Origin of the sequence: Halobacterium zhouii (genome assembly GCF_021249405.1) — an archaeon.
In the GTDB taxonomy this organism is placed as follows: Archaea; Halobacteriota; Halobacteria; order Halobacteriales; family Halobacteriaceae; genus Halobacterium; species Halobacterium zhouii.
Genome location: NZ_CP089593.1, coordinates 508,451 through 532,007, shown reverse-complemented (window position 1 = coordinate 532,007; position 23,557 = coordinate 508,451). Strand labels below are relative to the sequence as shown.

Below are 23,557 nucleotides of genomic sequence, written 5' to 3'. Positions count from 1 at the left end.
CCCCGTCCGGCCCATCGGCGGGCACTCACACGGATGGCAATCCATATACGCGGCGGCGGGTGAGTTCGAATCGATGCCCGTGGTTGAGTGTGACGTCGACGACGCGCGCGACCGACTCGAAGCCGCCGGAGCGGCATTCAGCGAAGGAAAAACCGACCACGAGCGCTGGCACGCGGACCTCGGGGACGCCCACGCTGTCGCGTACGACGACAAACTCGTCGTGCAGGGCGGTAGCCCGACGGACATCACGGCAGTCGTCGAACCCGACCGCGGCGGTCGCGTCCACGTCTACTTCGACGGCGCGAGTCGCGGCAACCCCGGCCCCTCGGCGGTCGGCTGGGTGCTCGTCTCCGAGGACGGCATCGTCGCCGAGGGCGGCGAGACCATCGGGCGCGCCACGAACAACCAGGCCGAGTACGAGGCGCTGCTCGCCGGCCTCGAGGCGGCCGACGGCTTCGGCTTCGACGAGGCCGAGGTGCGTGGTGACTCCCAACTCATCGTCAAACAGGTGAAAGGCGCGTGGGACACCAACGACCCCGAACTCCGCGAGAAGCGCGTTCGGGTTCGGGAACTGCTGGAGCGGTTCGAAGAGTGGTCGCTGACCCACGTCCCGCGAGAGGTAAACGACAGAGCCGATAAGCTGGCCAACGAAGCGCTCGACGAGGACTGAAATCCGACGATGACCGACCCAGTTGAAGATCTGCCCGGCGACGTCACGGAAGAGGCCGAACGACTGACGAGACTCGCACGCGACGCCGCGGACGACGACGAGGCCGCCGCGTACCGGAACCGGCGCGACGAACTGCTCGCCGAGTACGGCTTCGTCGCCCGCGTCCGCGAGGACGACACGCTCGTCTGCTACCCGGAGGACTGGCTCGACGAGGAGGAACTCGTGCGCGTGGACGACGTCGAGAACACGGACCGCGCCGCGGAGGTCTCACTCGCTGGACGCGGCGAGCAGGGCGACTACGAGTCCGCCGCCGAACACAACGCCGATCTCGCGGACCAGGTCCGCGAGCGACACGGCGGCGTGCACGGCGCCAACGCCGCCGCGTTCGCGGACTTCATGAGCAACCACTACGCCCGTCCGATGGAGTCCGCGACGGACACCGAGCGCGCGGAGTTCGTCTCGGAGTACTACCCGCGGAACGCGTGGCCCAGCGAGGAACAGCGCGAGGCTGTCGAGCGGTCACTCGAACTTATCGACGAGACCGCCGACAGGCAGGACTGACGGCTGGGAACGTTACATAGCGTGTTTTCTGGAAACGGCACGTAGAGCAGTCGCTGCACACCGTCGAAAAAACGGAAAACGGGGTTCGCTCAGTTCTCTTCGAGGATCTCGCGGACCGTCTCGGTACGGTCGTCGTCCACGAGGAACTTCGTGAGCGACCACTCGAGGTCGTCGACGACGGCGTCGAAGCCGGCGTCGGTGAGCGCGTACTGGTTCGTGCGCTTGTCGAGTTCGGACTTCTCGACGAGGTCCTTGTTCACGAGGTCGTCGAGGTTCGGGTAGAGTCGGCCGTGGTTGACCTCCTGCCCGTAGTAGTCCTCGAGTTCGCGCTTGATAGCGAGACCGTATCGGGGTTCTTCGGCGAGGACGGTCAGGATGTTCTTCTGGAACGCTGTCAGGTCGCGCACGTCCGTACGTGCAGCAGGTTGTGCCTCTGACATACCTGGCGAAAAGGCGCCCGGATATTTAAACACTTCTCAACCCGGTCACAGTTGCCAGTTCCTGTTCCGAGATACGAAAGTTCTTTTTCCACCCCCCGCGCACCTGATGACGTTATGGTCAATCTCTGGGAAGACCTCGAGACAGGTCCCGACGCGCCCGACGAGATCTACGCCGTCGTAGAATGTCTCAAGGGCGAGCGGAACAAGTACGAGTACGACAAGGACATTCCCGGCGTCGTCCTCGACCGCGTGCTCCACTCGAACGTCCACTACCCCGCGGACTACGGGTTCATCCCGCAGTCCTACTACGACGACGAGGACCCCTTCGACGTGCTCGTGCTCGTCGAAGACCAGACGTTCCCGGGCTGTGTCATCGAGGCGCGTCCGGTCGCCCTGATGAAGATGGACGACGACGGCGAGAAAGACGACAAGGTCATCGCGGTTCCCTCCGAGGACCCGCGGTACGACCACATCGAGGACCTCGAAGACATCCCCCAGCAGCAACTCGACGAGATCGAGGAGTTCTTCGAGACGTACAAGAATCTCGAGGCGGGCAAGGAGGTCGAGACGCAGGGCTTCGAGGACGCGCAGGCGGCCAAGGACGCAGTCGAACACGCACAGGACCTCTACGACGAACAGTTCGCGTAGCCGGTCCCCGACCGAGATTCACCGACGAACGCCGCCAGATAACTGCGGGGAATCGCCGCGGAACCGCCCATGTGTTATGCGCATGGGTAATTTCTTTACCGTGTAGCGACTACACTGGAGTGTAATGTCCGCCAAGCGCTCCTCGTTCGGCATGCGCCACGTCACGGTCGTCCCCACGAACTTCACCCCTCCCAGCGGGACGGACGACGCCGACGACGACTCGCAGCGCCCCCGGAGCGACGACGTCGACGCTCGCGACGAGCTCGACTCCGCATAACCGCCGACTACTGGGTGGCGCCACCACCGAACTGGAGACTACATCCAGAACCGGGAATACCACTGCGCGAAGCGTGGCCGGCGTCCCGGTCGTCGAACTATTGGGTAACCAATCGGCTCTGTTTGGGACAACATACTTAACGATAGCCGTGGATTCTCGGCCAAATGCTACCCGAGCTCGGCTCGGTCACCGCACCCACGCTCGCCCTCGTCGGCGGCACCATTCTCGCCGGCGGCGTCGGCGGGTACGCGGTCAACTCCGTCGTTCGCCGCCGACGCGCCGAAGCGAGCGACGAGGACTTCGACCAGCTACGTGACACTATCGCCGGCCTCGAGGCCGTCGCGCTCGTCGTCCCGGAGAACCCCAGCGTCGACGCGCTCGCCGCCTCCATCGGCCTCCGCGAACTCGCCAAAGAGTGGGGCGTCTCGGCCCGCGTGTTCGCCGAAGGCACGGTGACCAGCGACGACGCGAAGGCGTTCTGTAACCTGTTCAACCTCACGCTCGACGTCGTCGACGACAGCAACCTCACCGACTTCGACGGCGCGCTCGCCGTCGGCGGCGGCGGCACCGTCCCGTCGTTCGCGAAACAGCCGCCCGTGGTCGCGGTCATCCGCCACCGCCCCGCCGCCGTCGACCACTCGCTCGTGGTCGCGGGCAACGAAGCCGGTGCGACGTCCACCATCGTCGCGCGGTTCATCCAGCGCACCGACCGCAAACCCGAGCAGGACGACGCCACCGCGTTGCTCTACGGCATCCGCGCTGGCACCCGCGAGTTCCGGCGCGTGCGCTCCCGCGAGGACTTCCAGGCCGCGAGTTTCCTCCAGGAGTTCGCCGACCAGGGGACCATCGACGCGCTCCGCGCGCCCGGCATGAGCGGCGAGACGTTCGACGTCATCGGCGAAGCCATCGGGAATCGTGAACGGCGCGCGAGTTTCGCGGTCACGAACGTCGGCACCGTCCCCGCGGTGAGCGCCCTCGAGGAGGCAGCCGATACGCTCCTCCGTCTCGACGGCGTCTCCTCGGCCGCCGCGTTCGGCGTCCACGAGGACACCGTCGTCACCGCGTGCCGCGCGGACGACGTTCGAACCAGTGCAATGGACGTTCTCTCGACGGCCTTCGACACGACGGAGGGGCTCGGCGGCGACGCCGACGCCGCCACCGCGCGCGTGCCCCTAGGCCTGTTCAGTCGCGTGAGCGCGGACCACCAGCAGACACTCGACGAACTCATCGACGCGAGCACGCGGAAGGCGCTGTTCGCGTCGTTCGAACAGGCCTGATACTCACTCCTGCAGGTCGGCGTCGACGAGCGCGTCGTTCAGGTCCACGCGAACGCGCTCGCCCGTGTCCCGGTCTTTCGCCGTGGTGACGACGCGGTTCTCCTGAACGCTGGAGCCGTCGCGCACGAGCAACCGGAGGTTGCCGTTGTCGTCGGCGCGCGTGACCTTCGCGCGGACGCCCGTTCGGGACCCGGAGCCACCGGCGTCGATGGGGCCGGGGATCACCTTCTTCACGTTCGGGTGGTCGGCGGCGGTGCGCACGGCGCGCTGGCCGTCGCGGTCCCCGATGAGCGTGGAGTGCGTGCCGCCGATCTTCTCCAGGGCGGGTTTCTCGACGACGTCGAGTTCGCGCTCGCCGCGGCGCTCCAGGACGGCCTCGACGGGGTCCGCTGCGGGCACGCGAAACACCTCGTAGCGGAGGTCTGCACGCACCGCGTTGATGACGTCGTGGTCGCCCGCGACGAACACGGCCTCCGGGCGCTTGCGGCGGATTTCGTCCGCGACGCGGCCCGCGAAGTTCCGAAGTTCGACGACGCCCGACTCGCCGCCGTCCTCGGGGATGGTGGCGACGTCGGTGCGCCCGACCACGCGCTCATCGCGGAGGAACGTGAGCGTGGCGTGGTCGCGCTCGCAGGCCGCGACGACCGCCTCGCAGTTCGCGGTGTCGCAGGTGAGACAGTAGTCCCCGGGCTTCTCGAGGGGAGTCGCGCACTGCCGACACTTCATGCCCGGAGACGCCATGGTCGGCGGAAGGAGGTGCGCGCGCAAAAGCGACGTGATTGCGGGATTCTGTGACGCGTTCGGTGGCGCGTCCGAGCGTCGCACCGCGAGACGCGACGCGGCCTCAGAGGTCGAGCGGACTCGTCTTCAGGTACTCCCGCAACACGACCGTCGCGTAACTCCCCGAGGGGAGCGCGAACTCGAACGTGAGGGGGTCGTACTCGACGGTGAGGTCGGGGCGCAGGAGTATCGCGCGCCGCGTGCCCGAGGAGTCGAACTCCCCGGGCAGGTCGAAGTCCGCGGGGTCGAGACCGAGGTCGTCGAGCACCTCGCGCTCGATCTCGCCCGGTTCGCCGTCCGCGAGCTCGGTGTCGGTGCCGACGAGCGGCGCGGTGACGAACGCCCGGCCGCGCTCGCAGTGACGCGCCATCACGTCCACGCGGGACTCGGTGACGCGCTGCTCGCGGCCGGGGTCCGGGCGTGCGACGGTCACGCCGGAGTCGCTGGAGGCGTCACGGTCGCTCGCGCCACCAGCGCGAGCGGTGTCGGTCTCCTCCGCGAACCAGACGACGTCGCCCGCGACGGGCCTGTCGAAGGGAAGGCCCCGCTCCATCCGCGCTGCGAGCATCAGGTTGAACGCGTAGGACTGGGCGGCGTTCACGAACAGGCGCTGGAGGTTCGAGGGGAACGTCTCGACGGCGTCCCGGAAGCTCCCGCCGTCCGCGAGTTCGTGGAGCATCGTGCGTTCGTAGCGCAGGTGATTCGGGAAGCCCTCGAGTGCGTCCGCCCAGTTCCGGGTCTCTGCGACGAACTCGCGGGCCGCCTGGCTCTCCTCTGGTTCGTGCTCGCTCGGATTCCCGAGGTACGCCATCGCCGCCCCCTCCCAGTCGCCGCGGAGAATCGCGAGGCCGACCTCGTGGGTGACGGGTCGATAGCTCCCGAATCGCTGCTGCCCGAAATAGTTCGGAATCGCGGGACGCCACGCGTCCCGGTCTGCGCGAGCGGGCGTCGCCCGCGAGTCGCCGAGCGTTCCCCCGGCGAAGGCTTCGAGGTCCGCGCTCACGGCGTCGGCCTGCTCGGGACGCTCGGGGTCGCGAACGACAACGCGGAACTCGTTGCCCGCGAGGTCGCCGAACTGGAGGCCGCGCCCGGCGCGACCCACCACCTCGACGTCCGCATCCGATATCTCGGGGGCGTCGGAGGCCGCCGTTCCGGGGACGTCCTCGGGGTCGAGGTCGCGCACCGTGAACAACTGCGTGGTGACCGCGTGACGGTCCTTGGTCCCTGCCCACGCCACGCGCTCGCGGCTCATCCCCACGCGATTGGCGAGTTCGCGCGCGAAGTCGTTCGTGTCCCACCCGGTGAGCGTCGCACGCAGGACGAGCCACGGGAAGTCGCCGGTGTCGGTGTCCACTGGATGCGTGTCGAAGTCCTCGAGTTCCGTGACGCGGAAGTCTGCGGGTGACTCGCGCAGGCGTCCGCCGGTGCCGTCGCTGTCGCTGGCGTAGTACTGCATCCCGACCGCGCGCTCGAGTTCGTGTGCCTCGCGCATCTCAGAACAGCGAGAGGTCGCCGGTGATCTGGTCGACGTCCGCGTCCGCGGCGGGGCCGATGGCCACGGCGGTCGGCGTCCCCGGTTCCAGTTGCGTGCGCCCCGCGTCCGAGATGATCGCCGTCGGCAGCCCCTGGGCCTTCGCCTCCTCGGCGACCGCGTACAGTTCCTGCTCGCCCCCCACCTTCACGACCACCTTCGTCTGCCCCTGGTCTTTCCACTGGCGCTGGGCGCGGTCGTCGGTGAACTCGTAGGCCTTCAGCGAGGCGTGTGCGACCTGCGCCGCGAGTTTCCCCTGGCCCATCCCGAGGTCGGTTCGCGCGGCGATGACCTGTTTCATGGCTCGGTGGACGAGACGCCCCGACTAAGGCCTGCTCATCACACCGCCACAGTTTTGTCCAGCTGTCGACCTGTATGACCATGGAACTGAGACGAGCACTCCTTCGACCGGACGACTACTTCGCCACCCACACACCGTCGTGGACAGGCGCGGTCGGTGTCGTCGCCGCCTCCGCCGCCGGGATTGCGTTCGTCACCTTCGTCTCCGCTCTCCTGCTGGGATTCGTCTTCACCGACATCGGAGCCGCAGTGTCCGCAGGGCGGATGAACGGAATCGCACTCACCGCTTCGTTTGCGGCGTTCCTCGTGACGTTCATCCTCTGGGTACTCGTCGCGTCGGCGCTCCACCTCGTCGTCATGGTCACCAATCAGGGACGCGCCGACACACTCGAGGAGACGTTCGGTGTCGCTGCGTGGGGGTTCCCACCGACGGTGGTGACAACCACCATCGCGTTCGCAGTCGTGCTGGGGGCGCTACTCGTGGACTCGAACGCCACTACGGGACAGACCCTCGTAGCTCTCCAGAACCCGGTCCTCGGCAGTGGCGGAGTTATCGTCATCGGCCTTGACGTGGTCGCCGCGTGCTGGCAGACGTACGTCTGGGGGTACGGTCTCCACGGACGCCACAACTCGCCGTTCCGGGGTGCGCTGGTCGGGTCGTTCGTCGTCGCATTCACACTCGTGGCCCTCAGTATGGTGTAGGACTGTCGGATTTTCCCCCGACCCAGTCACTGTGTTCCAGTACAACAGCACCGCGTGACGGCAAGAGCGGCCGTCGCCGAACTGTAAAGCAGCCAACCCCTAGAATCATAGTTCGACGGCGTTCACCGGCGAACATGGCTCCCCGCACCCCCCTCCGTCACCCCCGAACGTACTTCGAGCAGCGCGGATTCCGACTCGCTCCCGCCGCGGCCGCCGTGGGCGTCACCGCGTTCGCGCTCGTCGCGGTGCTCCTCGGCTTCGGCGTCCTGCTCAGCAACCGCCTCGCCGCCGCCGGCCACTCGGAGGCCGCCGGCGCCGTCTGGGGCGTGCTCGCCGGCCAGCTCGTCGCCATGGTCGTCGCGATGCTCGTCGGCTGGGTGCTCGTCGCCGGCGTTCTCCACCTGCTCGCTCGCGCTCTCGTCAACCACAGCGGGTCGTTCGGCGAGACGATGGTCGTCACCGGCTGGGCGACCGCGCCGACGGCGCTTACCACGCTCGTCGCGTTCGTCTTCCTCGCGCTCGCGCTCGACGGCGCCTCGCTCTCCACCCCCGAGGCGTTCGTCGAGTCGTTCCAGGCGAACCTCGGCACCACCGGCGCCGTCAGCGCGCTCCTCGGGTTTGCCGTGGCCGTCTGGCAGACCTACTTCTACGGGAAGGCCCTCGAAGTGGAGTTCGAGGACGCCTCCGGTAGCGCGTGGTTCGTCGGCGGCGTCGTCGCCTTCGGCGGGTGGCTGCTGAGCATCGTGTAGCGCGGCGCCGGGGAGACCGCGGGCGGCGGGTCGTCGGGTTCTGAACGCTTTAGGTCCCCCGGCCCCACGCACCGGTATGATACTCTCCGACCGCGACATCCTCGACCGACTCGCCGACGGGGACCTCGTCGTCGAACCACTCGACGACGTCGACCTGCAGGTCCAGCCGGCGAGCGTGGACGTGCGACTCGGGCGGCGGTTCCTGGAGTTCGAGCGCGCGAACATCCCCTGCATCCACCCGAACCGCGAGGAGGAGGTCGAGGACTACGTGAACGAGACGGTCGTCGACGAAGGCGAGGAGTTCATCCTCCACCCGGGCGACTTCGTGCTCGGCACGACCAAGGAGCGCGTGGAGGTGCCGCCGGACCTCGTCGCGCAGGTGGAGGGTCGTTCGTCGCTCGGCCGCCTCGCCGTCGTTGTGCACGCCACAGCAGGCTTTATTGACCCCGGATTCAATGGGAAAATAACCCTGGAGCTGTCGAACCTGGGCACTGCACCGGTCGCGCTCACGCCGGACATGCGCATCAGCCAGCTCGTGTTTACGGAACTCCACACGCCCGCCGACCGCCCCTACGGGAGCGAGCGTGGCTCGAAGTACCAGGACCAGGACGGCCCGCAGGCCTCCCGCATCCGCGGTGACCGGGAGTTCGGGGGCGACCAATGAGTGGTTCCAGACGAGGGAGAGAGCGATGAAGTTCCTCGAGGAGGTCGTCGTCGAGGAGTTCCTCCCGACCTTTCGGTCGCTGCTCGCGGCGGACCTCCGGGAGCGCGGCCTCACCCAGCACGAGGTCGCGGACCTGCTCGGCGTCAGCCAGTCTGCGGTGTCGAAGTACGCCCACGGCGACGTTACGGTCCGGGACAGCGTCGCCGAGGACGAACGCGTCCAAGAAACCGTCGAGCGCATCGGCGAGGGCCTCGCCAGCGGCGACGTCTCCCAGGTGCAGGCGCTCGTCGAGGCCGAAGTGCTGGTCCGTCGGCTCTCTGCGCGCGGCGACGTGCTCGCGGACCTCCACGAGGACGCGATGCCGGCGCTCGCAGACTACGACGGCGACTTCCGCGTGCACGACCCGGAGAGCGAGGTCCGCGTGCGCGAGCGCGTGCTCTCGTCGGTGCGCCGCGGCCTCCGCCTGCTGGAGCACGCCAGCGGGTTCGCGACGCTGATTCCCGCGGTCGGCTCGAACCTCGTTGAGTGCACGCCCGACGCCGAGGGCGTCGAGGACGTCGCTGGCGTTCCCGGCCGGATTCTGGACGTGCTCGGCCAGACGGAGATTCCGGCCGACCCCGAGTTCGGTGTGAGCGAGCACGTCGCCACCGTCCTTCTCGCGGCGCGCGAGGGCGGCAGCGACGCGTGTGCGTGCCTGAACGTCCGCTACGACGAGGACGTCATCGCGGTTCTCGAGGCCGCGGGGCACGTCACCGCGGCGTTCGACCCCGAGGGCGAACCCTCCGGGGACGCCGTGCGCGACGCAATCGAGGCGAACCCCGACGCCACCGTGCTCTACCAGACCGGTGGCTTCGGCGTCGAACCAATCGTCTACGTGCTCGCGGACAGCGCGCCCGAGGCCGCCGAAGTGGCGCGCGACCTGGTGTAGGCGCTGGAATCTACGCCTCGCGGTCGACGCCATCGCGGATGCGTTGCTCCGCGTCCTCCAGGGCCGTCTCGCGGTCGAATGCGTCCACCACGGCGTCCAGTTCCTCCCGGGACGCGTCCGCGAGTTCGCGGGCGTGCCGGGTGACGTTCGGCACCGCACGAACGATGTTGTCGACAATCGGCACCGCGGCAGTCTGCGCGGACCGCGACAGCGGGTTCAGGTCGACGACCAGTTCCGTCTTCCCCATCTCCGCGAGCGCCTCCGCGCGGTCGCCGTCCTCCAGGGGGACGAGCACCACGTCCGCCTCGTAGATGCCGTCCGCGTCCACCTTCGCGCGTTCGTGTTCCAGGCCCGGAATCCGGGCGTCCGCGGCCTGGCCCTTCACGTCCGTCGCGCCGTGCTCGCGCAGGTGCTCGACGATGGCGTCCACGCGCTCCTCGGTACGGTTGAACAGGTTCACCTCCAGGTCCGCGCCGGTGGCGTCCGCGAGTTCGACGAGCTCCCCCGGGACGAGCGCCGCGACGTTCCCGTTCACGGAGAGCACGGGGTGGTCGGCGAGCAGCAGGTGGGCGGCCGCCGCGCGCGTCGCGTCGTCCGCCGACGGAATCGTCTCCTCGCCGAGCAGGTAGTCGTAGGCCTCCCCGCGGCCCTGCGCGATGAGCCCCTGCCTGCTCGTGATGCCCGCGTCCACGCCGTCCTCGATGCGGTGACGGGTCACCAGCGAGTCCCGACGCGGGTGGTCCTCGGGAATCTCGGTCATGCCAGTACGTGTTCACCCGCTGCGCAAAAATCGCCCGTTTTCGGCGGTGTCCTGCGCCTGCGCTACCGGAGCGTCGCGCCCGCCGGGTGTACCGAGGACACCTCCGGGTCGTAGCCGGCGTCCGAGAGTCCCGTTCCGAGCGCGAACACCGTCCGCCCGAGCATCGCCATCGCCGCCTCGCCGCCCGATTCGGTGACCGCCTCGACGGCCTCGGCGACCTCGCCGTCGAGCAGACCAGCCTCGCGCGAGAACTCGCGGGACAGTCGAAAGAACGCTGGGAGCGTCGGGCGGTCGCGGAGTTCGGCCAGCGCGCGTTCGCCCGCCGCCGACAGGGCGTCGGTGTCCCCGCCGATGACGTCGCTCGTCGACAGACCGCCGAACGAGAGGTACTCGATGCGACTCGTCGCTGGCACGCCGTCGAGTTCGCCGTGCGGCGGCGCGCCGGGTTCGACGCGAATGGGGATGCCGCCCCTGGCCTGCGCGACCACGTCCCCGAGGCCGGAACCGGCCTCGACCTCCGCGACGTGCGCAGCCCGAATCAGGTCGTTCTCCGAATGCCCGTGGCGCGCGTGCTCGAACGCGGCGTTCGCGGCGAGCGCGGTGCCGAGCGCCATGGCGCCGGAGACGCCGAACCCCGCGCCCAGCGGGAGGTCCGTCTCCGCGTCCACGGTCGCCGTCACGTCGAGTGCGTCCAGCACGCGGCGTGCACTCTCCACGTCGAGTTCCCGCCCGTTCAATCGGACCGTCGTCTCGTCGCTCGGCATCACCCGCGTCGTCACGCCGTCGGCGAGCGTCACACCCGCGCCACGCGACCCGGTTCGCGCCGGAGCATCGCCCCGAGAAACGCTGAAGAACCCCGTCACGTGCCCGGGTGCGAACGCCGTCGCCGCGTCGCCGTCGCTCATCACCCCCAGTTCGACGGCAGAGGCACGTAAGGCTGTGCTATTCGGACGACCGGTCGTCTGACTCCGGTCTGTCCAGGCCCTCCTCCTCGACGTCGGCGTCCTCCGCGAGCGACACGCCGCTGCGCGGGTGCTGGGAGGCCTCGATCTCGAGTTCCCCCTCCGAAGCGAGGTCCTCGAGTCGGGTGCGGATCTCCGTGCGGTCGGTTCCGAGGATGGCACTCCCCGCGTTGACAACGCCGTCCTCCGGTACGCCAGCCGCGGCCGCGCTCCCGGCCGTGTCGTCCATCGACGCCGTCATCGCGGCGACCAGATCCGCGAGCGACCCGCCCTCGTCGAGGGCCTCGTGGAACTCCAGGGGGTAGGCGCTCACGCGGTCCTCGCCTACCTCGTAGACCGCGTGCTCGTCGGCGAACGACTGGTCGTCGGTGAGGCGCTCCTCGAACTGCTCGCGCATCGGCCCGACGTCGAAATCCGCTCGCGCCGCCAGGTCGTCGAAGTACTCCTCGACGAGGTCGTACTCGACACCGTGCTCGTCGTCGGCGTGGTGTCGCTCGACGATCTCGACGAAGTCGTCGACGAGCAGTCGCTCCCAGTGGTTCTGCACCGTGTCGATCACGTCGTCGCGGATCTGGTCCATACCAAACTGGTGGACTGGAACGCGCAAAAGTCGGCTGACAGGGAGGTTACCAGGTCCGGACGCGACCGACCCGGTGAGAGTGGTCGCAGAGGGACAACTCCCACGCGAAACTTCAAGTGCGTTTACGGACTAATACACTGTATACATGGTGTCGATCAGCGCCCGCATCTCGGACGACGAGGAGGAAGCGCTCGCGGAGGTTGCAGCCCTCCTCGGCGAGGACAAGAGCGCGACCATCCGCAAAGCGCTCGCGGAGGGGCTCACGGACATCCGCATTCGGGTCGCCGTCGAGCGCTACCAGTCCGGCGACGTGTCGGTGAACGAGGCCGCCCGGATCGCGGACGTGAGCCTCGGCGAGTGGCTCGAAATCGCCCGTGAGCACAACCTCACCACGCAGCTCTCACCCGAGGATGTCGAGTCGGACGCCGACGCTGCACTCGACGTATGAGTGACGTGGTTCTGGTGGACGCAACCACGCTTATCGCACTCGGGACGGTCGGCGAAATACAACTGCTCGCCAATTTCGATGGTGACATCGTGGTTCCTGCCGCCGTTATCGACGAGGTGACGACCGAACCCGCAAACACGAACGCTTCGGCGTTCCTCGGGGACAGCAACTGCCTGGCCACTGACGATGTTCCCCGAACCAAGTTACTCCACGCCCAGGACGTGCTCGGTGACGACCGGGTCAACGGTGACGTACAGGTCATCGCTGGCGTACTCCACCGGCAAACCGCCGACCAATCTACTGCGGTCGTCTCCGACGACCGCCGCGTTCGGACGGTCGCTCGCGGTCTCGGTGCGACCGTAACTGGAACCGTGGGCGTCGTCGTGCGCGCCGTTCACGAGGGCATGGACGCCGACGACGCCAAAGACTTGATTCGAGAAATCGACAGCCACGGCCTCCACATGACCGGCGAACTGCGCGAGAAGGCGTACGAACTGATAGACGGGGCAGGCGGAAACTAACTAGGGGCTCAACCGCTGCCTGTCTCGCGGGAACAGCACTGCTTCCCGGATGTTGTCGAGGTCGAGCATCGTCATCACGAGGCGCTCGACGCCGTACGCCCACCCGGCGTGGGGCGGCATGCCGTACTTGAACATCTTCGTGTAGTACTCGAACTGGTCGGGGTCGAGACCCTGCTGTTCGAAGCCGGCGACGAGTTCGGGGTAGCGGTGTTCGCGCTGCCCGCCGGAGACGAGTTCCATGCGCGGGTGCATCAGGTCGAAGCCCTTCGAGAGCTCGCCGTCCTCGTGGTCCTGGATGTAGAACGGCTTGATCTCGCTCGGCCAATCCGTGACGAAGTAGTGGCCGCCGACGTCGTCGCCCAGCGCCTTCTCGCCTTCCGTCGGAAGGTCGTCGCCCCAGACGAGTTGCTCGTCGAGTTCGCCCGTCGCGTTGATGCGCTCGATGGCCTCCTCGTAGGTGAGCCGCGGGAACTCTCCCGTGGGCGCCTCGAACTCGTCGGCGAGGCCGAGCGTCTCGAGTTCGTCCTGACAGTGCTCCTCGACCGCCGCGTACGCGGCCTTCAGCGTGCCCTCGCAGACGTCCATCGCCTCCTCGTGGTCGATGAACGCGGACTCGAAGTCGATCATCGTCGCCTCGTTCAGGTGGCGGGGCGTGTTGTGCTCTTCCGCGCGGAAGATCGGGCCGATCTCGAAGACGCGCTCCAGGCCGGAGCCGACCATCAGCTGCTTGAACAGCTGCGGGCTCTGGTTCATGAACGCCTCCTCGCCGAAGTACGTGATTGGGAACAGCTCCGTGCCGCCCTCGGTGCCGGTGGCAACGATCTTCGGCGTGTTGATCTCCGTGGAGCCGACGCTCCGGAAGTACTCGCGTACCGCGCGCAGGACCTCGGCGCGGATCTCGAAAACGGCCTTCGTCTCCTCGCTCCGGACGTCCAGCGTGCGGTTGTCGAGTCGCGTCGAGAGGTCCGAGTCGACCTTCCCGGTGGGGTCCAGTGGCAGCTGGGGGTCGGCCTCCGCGAGCACCTCGATGGATTCCGGCGTGACCTCGACGCCGGTCGGCGCGCGCTCCTCTTCCTCGACGTCGCCGGTCACAGTGACGACGGACTCGCGGTGGACGTTCAGTCCCGTCTCCACGAGGTCGTCGTCCATCTCGTCCTTCTCGAATTTGACCTGAATCTTCCCGCTCTTGTCTCGGAGAATCAGGAACGCGATGCCGCCGAGGTCACGCACCTCGTGCACCCAGCCAGCGACCGTCGCGCGGTCACCGGGTTCGGCGTCCGCTGTGAGGGTTCGGTCGTCCATGCCTCGCAGTTGACGAGGACCGGCCTTAAACGGATTCATTTCGTGCCCGCGGGCAGTCGGCGAGCGCTGGTTGCCCGCGGCGTCGCTACTGCCACCGTGGCGTCGCTGTCGTCAGTCCTGGGCCCCGGTGAGTTCCGAAACGGACGTCTCCGCGTCGATGCCGCCGAGGTGGCAGGCCGCCGGGTGACCGGCGTCGGTGTCCTGTAGTGACGGCTTCTCGCGCTCGCAGACGGACGTGAATGCCTCTCGAAGGCGTTCGACCGCGTGTTCGTAGGCCTGTTCGTCGGCGGGGTCGTTCTCGGCTTGCTCGCCGGCTGCTACCACGTCCTCGATGGCGTCCGAGAGCACGGCCTCTGCGTCCGGGTCGCTCAGCGTCGCCGGGACGCCGAACGCCTCGCGCAGGTCGGCCTCGTCGTCGTGCAGTTCGAGGTCCACGTCGGCGCCCTCCACAGCGAGGCGGAGGTCGAGCACGGATCGGTACTCGCCGTCCTCGAAGTCGTAGGCCTCGGGCGGGATGACGCGCGGGCAGCGCGGGTGGAACGAACACCCCGTCGGCGGGTTCGACGGGTCGGGGACGTCGCCCGTGAGTTCGACCGCGTCGCCGCGCTGCCGGGGGTTGGGTTCGGGGATGGACGCGAGCAGCGCCTCCGTGTACGGGTGCTGGGGGTCCTCGAACAGTTCCTCGGTGGTTCCGACCTCCACGATTTCGCCGAGGTACATCACGCCGACGCGGTCACAGATCTGTCGCACGACGCCGAGGTCGTGGCTGATGAGGAGCATCGACAGGCCGAGTTCCGCCTGAAGTTCGTCCAGCAGGGAAAGGATCTCGGCCTGCACGCTCACGTCGAGCGCGCTCACGGGTTCGTCGGCGACGAGCAGGTCGGGGTTGAGGACGAGCGACCGAGCGAGCGCGATGCGCTGTTTCTGCCCGCCGGAGAACTCGTGGGGGTAGCGGTCGGCGTCCTCCGCGGAGAGGCCGACCCGCTCGAGGAGGTCCGAGACGATCTCCTCCTGGCGTTCGTCGTCCCGCAACCCGTGGATGGCGAGCGGTTCCGAGACGGACTCGCCGACGGTCATGCGCGGGTCGAACGCGGAGTTCGGGTCCTGGAACACCATCTGGGCGCGCCGCCGGAACTCCTTCTGTTCGGTCTTGTCGTACTCCGTGATGTCCTCACCCTCGAAGAACACCTCGCCGCCAGTCGGCTCCTCGAGGCGGAGCAGGCTGGTCGCCGTCGTCGACTTCCCACAGCCGGACTCGCCGACGAGGCCGACCGTCTCGCCCTCGCGGACGTCGAAGCTCACGCCGTCGACGGCCTTCACGTGGCCGGTCACGCGCCGCAGCAGGCCCGAACGGACGGGGTAATGCTTCTCCAGATCTCGAACGGAGAGTATCGCGTCCTCGTTTCGGTCGGCGGGAGTCGCGTCCTCAGTCATCGTCTGCCTCCATGGCGGAAGGAACGTCGTGGTCGGTTCCGTGCAGTACACAGGAGACGTCGTGTTCGCCACCGACGTCCTCGAATTCTGGCTGGTCTCCCGCCTCGCATTCGGGGACTGCGTGCGGGCATCGCGGGTGGAAGCGACACCCAGAGGGCGGGTCCGTCGGGTTCGGAAGTGACCCGCCGATGGTTTCGAGGGCGTCGCCCCGGCCGGGCAGGCACTTCAGGAGCGCCCGCGTGTACGGATGGGAGGGATTCTCGAACACCTGGTAGACGTCGCCGGTCTCCATCACCTTCCCCGCGTACATCACGACGACTCGGTCGGCGATTTCCGCGACCACGCCGAGGTCGTGGGTGACGAACAGCATCGCCATCCCGCGCTCGTCCTGGAGTTCGTCCAGCAGGCGGAGCACCTGGGCCTGGATGGTGACGTCGAGCGCGGTAGTGGGTTCGTCCGCGATGAGCAGGTCCGGGTCGCAGGCCAGCGCCATCGCGATGACGACGCGCTGTTTCATCCCGCCGGAGAACTGGTGGGGGTAGTCGTCGATGCGTTCTCGCACGTCGCCGATGCCGACGCGGTCGAGCAACCCGACCGCGCGTTCTCGGGCCGCCGACTTCGGGACGTCCCGATGGAGCCGAATGGCTTCCACGAGTTGCTCGCCCACTGTGTAGACCGGGTCGAGAGCGCCCTGCGGGTTCTGGAACACGTGCCCGATGCGGCCGCCGCGGTACTCTTCGAGTTCCTTCGAGGAGAGTTCCGCGAGGTTCTCGCCGTCGAAATGCACGTCGCCGCCCGCGATCTCGCCGGGCGGCGTCGGGATGAGTTTCGTGATAGACTCGCAGGCGACGGTCTTCCCGGAGCCGGATTCGCCGACGAGACAGACCGTCTCGCCGGGTTCGACGTCGAAGCTCACGCCGTCGACGGCGTGGACCGTCCCTTCGTCGGTGTGGAACTGGGTGTGGAGGTCGCGCACGGAGAGGATGGGGTCTGCCATCTACGCCACCTCCTCACTGGGGTCTAGTACGTCGCGGGCGACGTCCCCGAAGACGTTGAACGCCACGACCGTCACCGCCAGGAACACCGTGACCGAGACCACGACCCACCACTTCTGGGTCCAGGTCATGAACCGGCCCGTGAGGCCGCGCCGGAGCACGCCACCGAGGGACCGCAGCGCGACGGTGTTGAGTTTGAGGTACGCGAGCGCTATCTGCGCCAGGATGAGCAGCGGAATCTGGCGCGTGAGCGCGGTGACGACGGTCGCCGTGGAGTTCGGAATGACGTGCCGGCGGATGACGTGGAGGTCACTCGCCCCCGCGGCCTGTGCCGCCCGCACGTACCCCGACGACCGGCGTTTCAGCGTCTCGCTGCGCACCAGACGCGCGATGCCTCCCCAGTCCAGCAGGCCGAAGACGAGCGCGAGCGTGAACAGTCCTTTCCCGAGGAACATCGTGCCCAGAATGATGTACACGACGATGGCGGGGATGGTCTGCTGGACGTCGACGTACCGCATCAACACGTCGTCGATCCACCCGCCGAAGTAGCCAGCGGTGGTGCCCACGGCGGTGGCCGCGACGACCATGATCATCGCCGCGGCGAGTGAGAGTTTGAGGGCGATGCGTGCGCCGTACATCAGCATCTTCGCCATTCCCTCGCCGGACTGCGTGGTCCCGAGGGGGTACTGCCAGGAACCGTAACAGAGGTCTCCGCTGGTCGCCCCGAGGCACTCGTAGCCGTAGACGCCCCAGGTGTTGACGCTCGTGAACACGGGTGGCTGGAGATCGTGGTAGAGGTTCGTGGTGGCCATCCCGAACACCTCCGGGCCGAGCAGGCCGAGCAGGCAGAACGTGAGCACGTAACCGAGGCTCAGCACGCCGGCGGGCCGCGAGAGGAACGCCCGGAGGTTGCTCGACGAGCGCTCGCGGTCGGCGGCGAGCGGGACGACCCCGTACCGTGCGAAGAGGACGCAGGCCAGGAAGAACAGCCAGTCCATCCGGCTGACGTCCCAGTGGTGAATGAGCGATGCTGGTTCGACGACGTAGTCGTATGCGAAGGCGGCAGCGAGCGCAGTCAGCGCAACGACGAACCCGACCGTCCGTAGCCGGGCGTCGAGTCCACTGCCGGTCTGTTCACTCCAACGTACGCGAGTGAACAGCGCGTCGGTCCGTTCCGTGGAGGGCATGTAACTCATCCGCTGGATTATGACCAATCTTTATAAAACTTTGTGAGTGGTTATCTTGGTGACAGATGCCGCTAGCCACGCCCTCCACGAACGCCCCGGGCTGTTCCCAGTGAAATTCGTCGGTGACGGCGCTCGCAGGACGTTGTTCGCGCTCCCGACGGCGTACCTCGTCGTGTCGTTGACGTCCGGCGCCGTCGCGCTCACCCAAACACGCACCTCGGCGGCCAGCTCTCGGCCGCGTCGTAGTACGAACGAGCGTCCGAGGAGGAACTCCGGGACATGCCGCTCATCATCGGGTCGTCGCTGGTCTGGCGTTCGGTGGCATTCTCGCGAGTTACGTCCAGGGCCTGCTGTACGGCTACCTCGACCCGCAGATTGGCTCGTGACTACGAGCCCTTCGGGTCGAGGGCGTCCCGGAGCGCGTCCCCGACGACGTTACAGGCGAGTACGACCAGCACGATGAACACGACTGCGGTGGCCGAGGTCCACCAGTGGTGGAGCCAGTTGGTGGTGTGGATACCGCGCCGGATCATCTCCCCGAGCGAGCGCATCGTGGTCCCGGTCAACATCAGGAAGGCGAGGCCGACCTGCGTGAGGATGAGGACCGGAATGCGACGGGAGAGGCTGGTCGAGAGCGTCGCCGTCGCGTTCGGCACGAGGTGCCGGCGGATGACGTGGTAGTCGCTGGCGCCGGAAGCCCGTGCTGCACGGACGTACCCCGACGACCGACGTTTCAGCGTCTCGCTGCGCACCAGGCGCGCGATGCCACCCCAGTCCAGCAGGCCGAAGAAGATGGCGAGCACGAAGACGCTCTTGTCCCGCAGCACCATCGTGGCGACGACGAGGTAGACGACGACGGCGGGGATGGTCTGCTGGACGTCGACGTACCCCATCAACACGTCGTCGACCCACCCGCCGAGGTAGCCCGCGGTGGTGCCCACCGCGGTGGCCACGACGCCCATGATGACCGTGACGGAGAGCGCGACCTCGAGGATGGTCCGCATCCCGTAGACGAGCATCTCGAGGACGGGTTCGCCCATCGAAGTGGTCCCGAGCGGGTACTCCCAGGAGCCGTGGCAGTAGCCGTTCGCCAGCCGACCGATGCAGTCGTAGTGGGAGTACGCGCTCGCGTCGACGGCGGCGAACACCGGCGGCTGGTACTCCCGGGAGAGGTCCGAGAGCGCCATACCGTACACCTCGGGGCCGACCAGCGCGACTACGAAGAACACCCCGAAGAACACGAACGCGCTGGCGGCGAACGGGTCGTCAGCGATCCGCGCGGCGTACCGCTTCGTCCGGTCCCAGTTGGTGGCCAGCGGAACCCCGACGTATCGGGCGCAGACGACGAGCGAGACGCCGAACAGCCAGTCGACGCGGGTGACGTCCCAGGTGCCGACGATGGCGCCGGTCACGAACACGTGGTCGTACACGAACAGCGCGGCGACCGCGAGCAACGCCAGCGCGAACCCGACAGTTCGCCTGCTGATGCGGTGTCCGTCCTCGATTTCGGTCCAGTCCACCTCGAGGAAGGTGGCGTCGTTCAGCCGAGTGGAGGGCACAGGAAGGTACGATGCAACGAAAACCTTATAATTGTTGATTGTCAGCTATCCACCTGGTAATGCCCTGCACGCGTCCCTCCTCCCCGCAGAGCGGTGGTGTACCGTGAGTTTCGCAGCGTTCGTCACTCGGCGGTTCGCCTTCGCGGTGTTCGCCGCGTTGCTCGTCGTGACGCTCACGTTCGGCGTCGTCGCGCTCACCCCGAACCCGCAACTCCAGGGAGAGCTCGCGATGATGGAGCGGTCGGGAGCGTCCGACGCGGAGATCGAGCAGTTCAAATCCGAATTCCGGAAGGAGCACGGCATGACGGGTTCGCTCGTCGAGCGGTACGGCAAGTGGGTCGTCGGAATCGCCACCCTCGACTGGGGTGAAACAGCCTCGCTCGGCAACAGACCCGTGACTGACGTGGTGGCGAATCGCCTGCCGTACACGCTCGCGTACGTCGTCCCCTCGTTCCTCCTCACGCTCTCGCTGGGCGTGCTCGGCGGTCTGTTCGACGCCCTCAACCGTAACTCCGCCACCGACCGGGGGTCGCGCCTCGTCGCGTACGCCGCGATGGGAATCCCGTCGTTCTGGCTCGTGAACTTCCTCGACCAGTGGTACAACTACCCCTGGCTGGTCCCGAGAGCGGTCGTCCCGCAAGCGAGCGCGACCATCGGGAGCACCTGGCAGTTCAGTCACCCGCTCCGGTACGCGCTCCCGACGTTCGTCCTCTCGCTCGGCCTGCTCGCTGGACTACTCCAGCACGCACGCGCGGAATCACTCGAGCACGTCAACGCTGACTTCGTGAAACTCCTGTACGCGAAGGGGTCAGGGCGCCTTCAGACCGCCCGCCACGTCCTGCGGAACGCCGCGATTCCCATCCTCTCGATGTCCCTCTCCGAGGTCATCGCGGTGCTGATGTTGAACGTCTACGTCATCGAGACCGTGTTCGGGATTCCGGGAGTCGGAGCACTCAGCCTCTACGCCGTCGAGAACCGCGACATGGCGCTCATCCTCGGCACCACGATGGTGCTGGTGTTCGTCGGCATCGTCGGGAACTTCTTCCAGGACGTGTTACACGGCTACCTCGACCCCAGAATCGAGCAGGGGGGTGAGTCGGCGTGAACTTCGCTGCGTACGTCACCCGGCGAACCCTGTTCGCGTTGCTGACCGTCTACCTCGTCCTGACCGCGACGTTCGCCATCGTCGCGTTCACGCCGGACACCAACAAACAGGCGACCATCGCACAGATGGAACGCCACGGCGCGAGCCAGGAGGAGATAAACGACTTCATCGAGCACTACGAGGCAGAGCGGGGGCTCGACGACTCGATGGCCGTCCGGTACGCCGACTGGCTCGCTGACGTCACCACGCTCGACTTCGGGCAGTCGACGTCTATGCGCGCGCCCGTCTCGGAGGTGCTGTGGCCGGCCATCCAGCGGACCGCCTTCTACACGATACCAGCGGTGCTGCTGGCCGTGTTGCTCGGCACCCTCTTCGGCACTATCTCCGGCGCGTTCCCCAACAGCACCCCCGACTGGGTGGTCCGCGTGGGTTCGTACGCCGCGGTCGGCGTGCCGGTGTTCATCGCCGCCTTCCTCGTGTTCTGGAAACTGCCACTCGATTTCGACTGGGTAAATCTCCTGCAGTGGCGGGGGCCGCCGTTCTACATCATGGGTCGCGTCACCTCCCCGAACAGCGGCCTCTGGCCGACGTGGAAGCCGTGGCGGTTCCTCGTGCCCGCGGCCGTGTTCGCGCTGTCACTGATCGGGTGGCAACTCCGGTACGTGCGCACCGCGTACCTCGACCGCGACGGCGGTGAACTCGCGAAACTCCACCGCGCGAAGGGCGCCGGAAACCTCCGCGTCGCCAGGCACGTCCTGCGGAACGCGGCGGTGCCCATCGTCTCGGCGTCGCTGTCCGAACTGCTCGTGGTCGTGCTGTTGAACATCTACGTCATCGAGTCGGTGTTCGGCATCGAGGGGCTCGCCGCCATCAACATGATTGCCGTGCGCACGCGGGACATGTCTCTCATCATCGCGAGTTCGCTCGCGCTCGCGCTCGGCGGCGTGCTGGCGAGTTACGTCCAGGACCTGCTGTACGGCTACCTCGACCCGCGAATCGGTGCCGGAACGTAGCCGCGCGTCGAAAACTGGCCGCCGTGCCGACGCTCAGTCGTGGGCGTCTCGGACGCCCTCGACGGTTTCGCGCACCGCGTCCACGCCCTCGTCGTGGAGCAAATCCCCGACGACGATGGTGTCCGCTCGTTCACCCATCTCGTAGGCGTCGTCGTAGTCGTGGATGCCGCCGCCGTAGAACAGCGTCGCATCCTCGAGGGCGTCGTGGGCCGCGCCGACCACGTCCGGGTCGCCGAGCATTCCCGAATACTCGACGTAGACGACGTCTTGACCGAACATCCGCTCTGCCACCGTCGCGTACGCAGCGACGTCATCGGCGTCCAGGTCGCAGTCCGCGTCGGTGTACTCCGCGACGCTCGCCTCCGGATTCAACACGATGTACGCCTCCGTCGCGGTGCGCTCCCAGTCCAGTTCGGCGATGCGCGCCCACTCCTTGTGCGCGCCCGTGATCCAGAACGGGTCACCGGCGTTCATCACTACCGGCACGAGGTAGCCGTCGAGCGCATCGTTCTCGACGACGACGGCGGGGTTCGACGGTTCCTGGTACAGCGGCACGTCGTGTTCGCGGCACGCGTCGATGACGCGCTCCATCTTCTCCGCCGTCACGTCAAGTGTGCCACCGACCTCGATGGCGTCCGTCCCGGTCTCCATCACGTCGTCGAACGTCTCGCCGTCGACGAGTGACTTGTCCGGGTCCACCTTCAGTACGTGGTCCCAGTCGTCCCACGGAGCAATCATACCTCTCCGGTTCCGAGTGGGCGGTCAAAACCTCTTCGATGCGGCGAGTTCTCCCCGTTCGGTGGACGACCGGCGACGACGCGCGCCGCGCGGTTCACACCTCCGACACGCCTTTCCCGTGGGTGTCCGTACCGCCACCGTATGTTACTCCAGCACGCGCTGTTCCTCGTCCTGGTCGTCGGGACCACCGCCTTCTTCGCCGTGCTCGCGGCGCTGAACGTGCGGTACGCCGAATCCGAAGTGAGAGAGCGCGCGGACTGGCTCGCGGACACTGTCGGGGTCGAGGACCCCGACCGACTGCTCGACTATCACCGACTCGGCACCGCGGCGTCGCAACTCGAGAGCGTCGTCACAGTGGGCGTCGTCCTCCTCGTCCTCTACTCGGGGCTGTTTGGCGCTGCCGTCGAGTGGACGTTCGCCACGCTCGCGAACGACCTGCTCGCGGGCGTCGCGCTGTTCGTCGGCGCCGTCCTCGGCCTCCAGATCCTTTCGCTGCCGTTCGACGCGTTCGACACGTTCGGAATCGAGGACGCGTTCGGGTTCAACGAACAGTCCCCCCGGCTCTTCGTGCGAGACACGCTCGTCGGCACCGCGGTCGCCGCCGTCTTCACCGCGATTCTCGGTGGTGCCGTCCTGCTCGTCGTCGACCAGTTCCCCGGGTGGTGGTGGCTCGCCGCCACCGGCGTCGTCGTCGCGTTCCTGCTCGCCACGCAGGTGCTCGTCCCCCGGGTCGTGATGCCGCTGTTCTACGACTTCGACCCGGTCGAGGACGGCGAGTTGCGGGACGCCGTAGAGGACGTCTTCGAGCGCGCGGGCTTCACCTGCGACCAGGTGTACGTGATGGACGCGAGTTCCCGCTCGGGCCACTCGAACGCGTTCTTCACGGGGTTCGGGCGTACGAAGCGCGTCGTGCTGTTCGACACGCTCGTCGAACAGATGGACGACGAGGAGGTCCAGAGCGTGCTCGCCCACGAACTCGCGCACTGGAAGAAAGGGCACATCTGGCAGAACCTCGCCGCGAGCGCGGTGCAGGTCGCCGTGCTGCTGTTCGTCGCGCAGTTCCTCGTGGAGTCGGCGTGGCTGTACGAGATGTTCGGCGTGCCCCAGCAGGCCGCCGCAGGGCTGTTGCTCGCTGGCCTCTGGCTCCAGCCGCTGAGCCGACTCACCTCCCCCATCGAGAACAAACTCTGGCTCGCGAACGAACGCGAGGCCGACGCGTTCGCCGTCGACGTGATGGGCAGCGGTGGCGCGCTCGCCGACGCGCTCGCGGACCTCACCAGCGAGAACCTCGGCAACCCGTTCCCGCACCCGCTGTACGAGACGTTCCACTACCAGCACCCACCCGTCCCTGAACGCATCCGGTACCTCACCGAAAAAGAGCCGATGGACGGCGATTCGCCCGCGGACGAAGGGGCTCCTGCCTGAC

Annotated in this window: 27 protein-coding genes; 14 read left to right on the top strand and 13 right to left on the bottom strand. The window is 67.5% G+C overall.

The genetic code is table 11. The annotated features are described in order from the left end of the window. Window positions 1-73: 73 nt before the first annotated feature. Both rnhA and LT970_RS02660 read left to right on the top strand, forming a co-directional pair. A complete protein-coding gene (gene rnhA, locus LT970_RS02665) occupies window positions 74-670 on the top strand; it encodes a ribonuclease HI (protein ID WP_232687424.1) in 597 nt (198 codons plus the stop codon). Between the two features lie 9 nt (window positions 671-679). Next, window positions 680-1,231 carry a DUF7108 family protein gene (locus LT970_RS02660; RefSeq protein ID WP_232687423.1) on the top strand — a complete coding sequence of 184 codons (552 nt, stop codon included), beginning with the start codon at window positions 680-682 and terminating at the stop codon, window positions 1,229-1,231. A gap of 89 nt (window positions 1,232-1,320) precedes the next feature. On the opposite strand, the gene LT970_RS02655 is transcribed toward LT970_RS02660, so the two are convergent. Then, window positions 1,321-1,671 carry a PadR family transcriptional regulator gene (locus LT970_RS02655; RefSeq protein WP_232687422.1) on the bottom strand — a complete coding sequence of 117 codons (351 nt, stop codon included), beginning with the start codon at window positions 1,669-1,671 and terminating at the stop codon, window positions 1,321-1,323. Window positions 1,672-1,785: 114 nt separating this feature from the next. Between LT970_RS02655 and LT970_RS02650 the strand changes: the two genes are divergently transcribed. From LT970_RS02650 to LT970_RS02640, 3 genes are all read left to right on the top strand, one after another. After that, complete coding sequence (locus tag LT970_RS02650; protein WP_232687421.1) at window positions 1,786-2,319, top strand: inorganic diphosphatase; 534 nt, start codon at window positions 1,786-1,788, stop codon at window positions 2,317-2,319. Window positions 2,320-2,443: 124 nt separating this feature from the next. Continuing rightward, window positions 2,444-2,596 carry a hypothetical protein gene (locus LT970_RS02645; RefSeq protein WP_232687420.1) on the top strand — a complete coding sequence of 51 codons (153 nt, stop codon included), beginning with the start codon at window positions 2,444-2,446 and terminating at the stop codon, window positions 2,594-2,596. 164 nt (window positions 2,597-2,760) lie between these two features. Then, a complete protein-coding gene (locus LT970_RS02640) occupies window positions 2,761-3,873 on the top strand; it encodes a DHH family phosphoesterase (protein WP_232687419.1) in 1,113 nt (370 codons plus the stop codon). A 3-nt stretch (window positions 3,874-3,876) separates the two neighbouring features. On the opposite strand, the gene LT970_RS02635 is transcribed toward LT970_RS02640, so the two are convergent. From LT970_RS02635 to pth2, 3 genes are all read right to left on the bottom strand, one after another. Further along, window positions 3,877-4,599 (bottom strand): DUF2103 domain-containing protein, encoded by a 723-nt coding sequence (locus LT970_RS02635; RefSeq protein WP_232688669.1) that lies wholly within the window; start codon window positions 4,597-4,599, stop codon window positions 3,877-3,879. Window positions 4,600-4,717: 118 nt separating this feature from the next. After that, the gene (gene truD, locus LT970_RS02630; RefSeq protein WP_232687418.1) at window positions 4,718-6,145 is read right to left on the bottom strand and encodes a tRNA pseudouridine(13) synthase TruD; all 1,428 of its coding nucleotides are present in this window, start codon (window positions 6,143-6,145) and stop codon (window positions 4,718-4,720) included. A 1-nt stretch (window position 6,146) separates the two neighbouring features. Next, window positions 6,147-6,485 (bottom strand): peptidyl-tRNA hydrolase Pth2, encoded by a 339-nt coding sequence (pth2, locus tag LT970_RS02625; protein ID WP_232687417.1) that lies wholly within the window; start codon window positions 6,483-6,485, stop codon window positions 6,147-6,149. 80 nt (window positions 6,486-6,565) lie between these two features. Here pth2 and LT970_RS02620 point away from each other — a divergent pair, with 80 nt between their 5' ends. From LT970_RS02620 to LT970_RS02605, 4 genes are all read left to right on the top strand, one after another. Next, entirely contained in the window at window positions 6,566-7,186 is a 621-nt protein-coding gene (locus LT970_RS02620) for a YIP1 family protein (RefSeq protein WP_232687416.1), read from the top strand. Between the two features lie 134 nt (window positions 7,187-7,320). Further along, a complete protein-coding gene (locus tag LT970_RS02615) occupies window positions 7,321-7,935 on the top strand; it encodes a YIP1 family protein (RefSeq protein WP_232687415.1) in 615 nt (204 codons plus the stop codon). Window positions 7,936-8,011: 76 nt separating this feature from the next. Then, window positions 8,012-8,599 (top strand): dCTP deaminase, encoded by a 588-nt coding sequence (gene dcd, locus LT970_RS02610; RefSeq protein WP_232687414.1) that lies wholly within the window; start codon window positions 8,012-8,014, stop codon window positions 8,597-8,599. Between the two features lie 25 nt (window positions 8,600-8,624). Continuing rightward, complete coding sequence (locus LT970_RS02605; RefSeq protein ID WP_232687413.1) at window positions 8,625-9,527, top strand: thiamine-phosphate synthase family protein; 903 nt, start codon at window positions 8,625-8,627, stop codon at window positions 9,525-9,527. A 10-nt stretch (window positions 9,528-9,537) separates the two neighbouring features. Here LT970_RS02605 and LT970_RS02600 read toward each other — a convergent pair whose 3' ends face one another. The 3 genes from LT970_RS02600 to LT970_RS02590 form a co-directional block, all read right to left on the bottom strand. After that, the gene (locus LT970_RS02600) at window positions 9,538-10,287 is read right to left on the bottom strand and encodes a 4-phosphopantoate--beta-alanine ligase (protein ID WP_232687412.1); all 750 of its coding nucleotides are present in this window, start codon (window positions 10,285-10,287) and stop codon (window positions 9,538-9,540) included. Window positions 10,288-10,349: 62 nt separating this feature from the next. Further along, window positions 10,350-11,192 carry a pantoate kinase gene (locus tag LT970_RS02595; RefSeq protein ID WP_232687411.1) on the bottom strand — a complete coding sequence of 281 codons (843 nt, stop codon included), beginning with the start codon at window positions 11,190-11,192 and terminating at the stop codon, window positions 10,350-10,352. A 37-nt stretch (window positions 11,193-11,229) separates the two neighbouring features. Next, window positions 11,230-11,829 (bottom strand): hypothetical protein, encoded by a 600-nt coding sequence (locus LT970_RS02590; RefSeq protein WP_232687410.1) that lies wholly within the window; start codon window positions 11,827-11,829, stop codon window positions 11,230-11,232. 145 nt (window positions 11,830-11,974) lie between these two features. Here LT970_RS02590 and LT970_RS02585 point away from each other — a divergent pair, with 145 nt between their 5' ends. Both LT970_RS02585 and LT970_RS02580 read left to right on the top strand, forming a co-directional pair. After that, window positions 11,975-12,277, top strand: coding sequence for a UPF0175 family protein (locus tag LT970_RS02585; RefSeq protein ID WP_232687409.1), 303 nt, complete (start codon window positions 11,975-11,977; stop codon window positions 12,275-12,277). Further along, a complete protein-coding gene (locus LT970_RS02580; protein WP_232687408.1) occupies window positions 12,274-12,798 on the top strand; it encodes a PIN domain-containing protein in 525 nt (174 codons plus the stop codon). Before LT970_RS02585 ends, LT970_RS02580 begins: the two co-directional genes overlap by 4 nt. Here the strand turns inward: LT970_RS02580 and aspS are convergent, their stop codons facing one another. The 5 genes from aspS to LT970_RS02555 form a co-directional block, all read right to left on the bottom strand. Beyond that, window positions 12,799-14,100: an aspartate--tRNA(Asn) ligase gene (gene aspS / locus LT970_RS02575; RefSeq protein ID WP_232687407.1), complete on the bottom strand. Its 1,302-nt coding sequence runs from the start codon at window positions 14,098-14,100 to the stop codon at window positions 12,799-12,801. Between the two features lie 111 nt (window positions 14,101-14,211). Next, window positions 14,212-15,534 carry an ABC transporter ATP-binding protein gene (locus LT970_RS02570; RefSeq protein ID WP_232687406.1) on the bottom strand — a complete coding sequence of 441 codons (1,323 nt, stop codon included), beginning with the start codon at window positions 15,532-15,534 and terminating at the stop codon, window positions 14,212-14,214. After that, window positions 15,527-16,531: an ABC transporter ATP-binding protein gene (locus LT970_RS02565; protein ID WP_232687405.1), complete on the bottom strand. Its 1,005-nt coding sequence runs from the start codon at window positions 16,529-16,531 to the stop codon at window positions 15,527-15,529. The genes LT970_RS02570 and LT970_RS02565 overlap by 8 nt, the downstream gene beginning before the upstream one ends. Then, window positions 16,532-17,725 (bottom strand): ABC transporter permease, encoded by a 1,194-nt coding sequence (locus LT970_RS02560; protein WP_232687404.1) that lies wholly within the window; start codon window positions 17,723-17,725, stop codon window positions 16,532-16,534. A 377-nt stretch (window positions 17,726-18,102) separates the two neighbouring features. Next, window positions 18,103-19,275: an ABC transporter permease gene (locus LT970_RS02555; RefSeq protein ID WP_232687403.1), complete on the bottom strand. Its 1,173-nt coding sequence runs from the start codon at window positions 19,273-19,275 to the stop codon at window positions 18,103-18,105. Between the two features lie 103 nt (window positions 19,276-19,378). Here LT970_RS02555 and LT970_RS02550 point away from each other — a divergent pair, with 103 nt between their 5' ends. Continuing rightward, window positions 19,379-20,380 carry an ABC transporter permease gene (locus tag LT970_RS02550; protein ID WP_232687402.1) on the top strand — a complete coding sequence of 334 codons (1,002 nt, stop codon included), beginning with the start codon at window positions 19,379-19,381 and terminating at the stop codon, window positions 20,378-20,380. Beyond that, window positions 20,377-21,393, top strand: a complete 1,017-nt coding sequence (locus LT970_RS02545; protein WP_232687401.1) for an ABC transporter permease — start codon at window positions 20,377-20,379, stop codon at window positions 21,391-21,393. The genes LT970_RS02550 and LT970_RS02545 overlap by 4 nt, the downstream gene beginning before the upstream one ends. 33 nt (window positions 21,394-21,426) lie before the next feature. Here the strand turns inward: LT970_RS02545 and LT970_RS02540 are convergent, their stop codons facing one another. After that, a complete protein-coding gene (locus tag LT970_RS02540; protein WP_232687400.1) occupies window positions 21,427-22,131 on the bottom strand; it encodes a phosphoglycerol geranylgeranyltransferase in 705 nt (234 codons plus the stop codon). Window positions 22,132-22,272: 141 nt separating this feature from the next. Here LT970_RS02540 and LT970_RS02535 point away from each other — a divergent pair, with 141 nt between their 5' ends. Beyond that, window positions 22,273-23,556 (top strand): M48 family metallopeptidase, encoded by a 1,284-nt coding sequence (locus LT970_RS02535; protein ID WP_232687399.1) that lies wholly within the window; start codon window positions 22,273-22,275, stop codon window positions 23,554-23,556. Window position 23,557 lies beyond the last annotated feature (1 nt).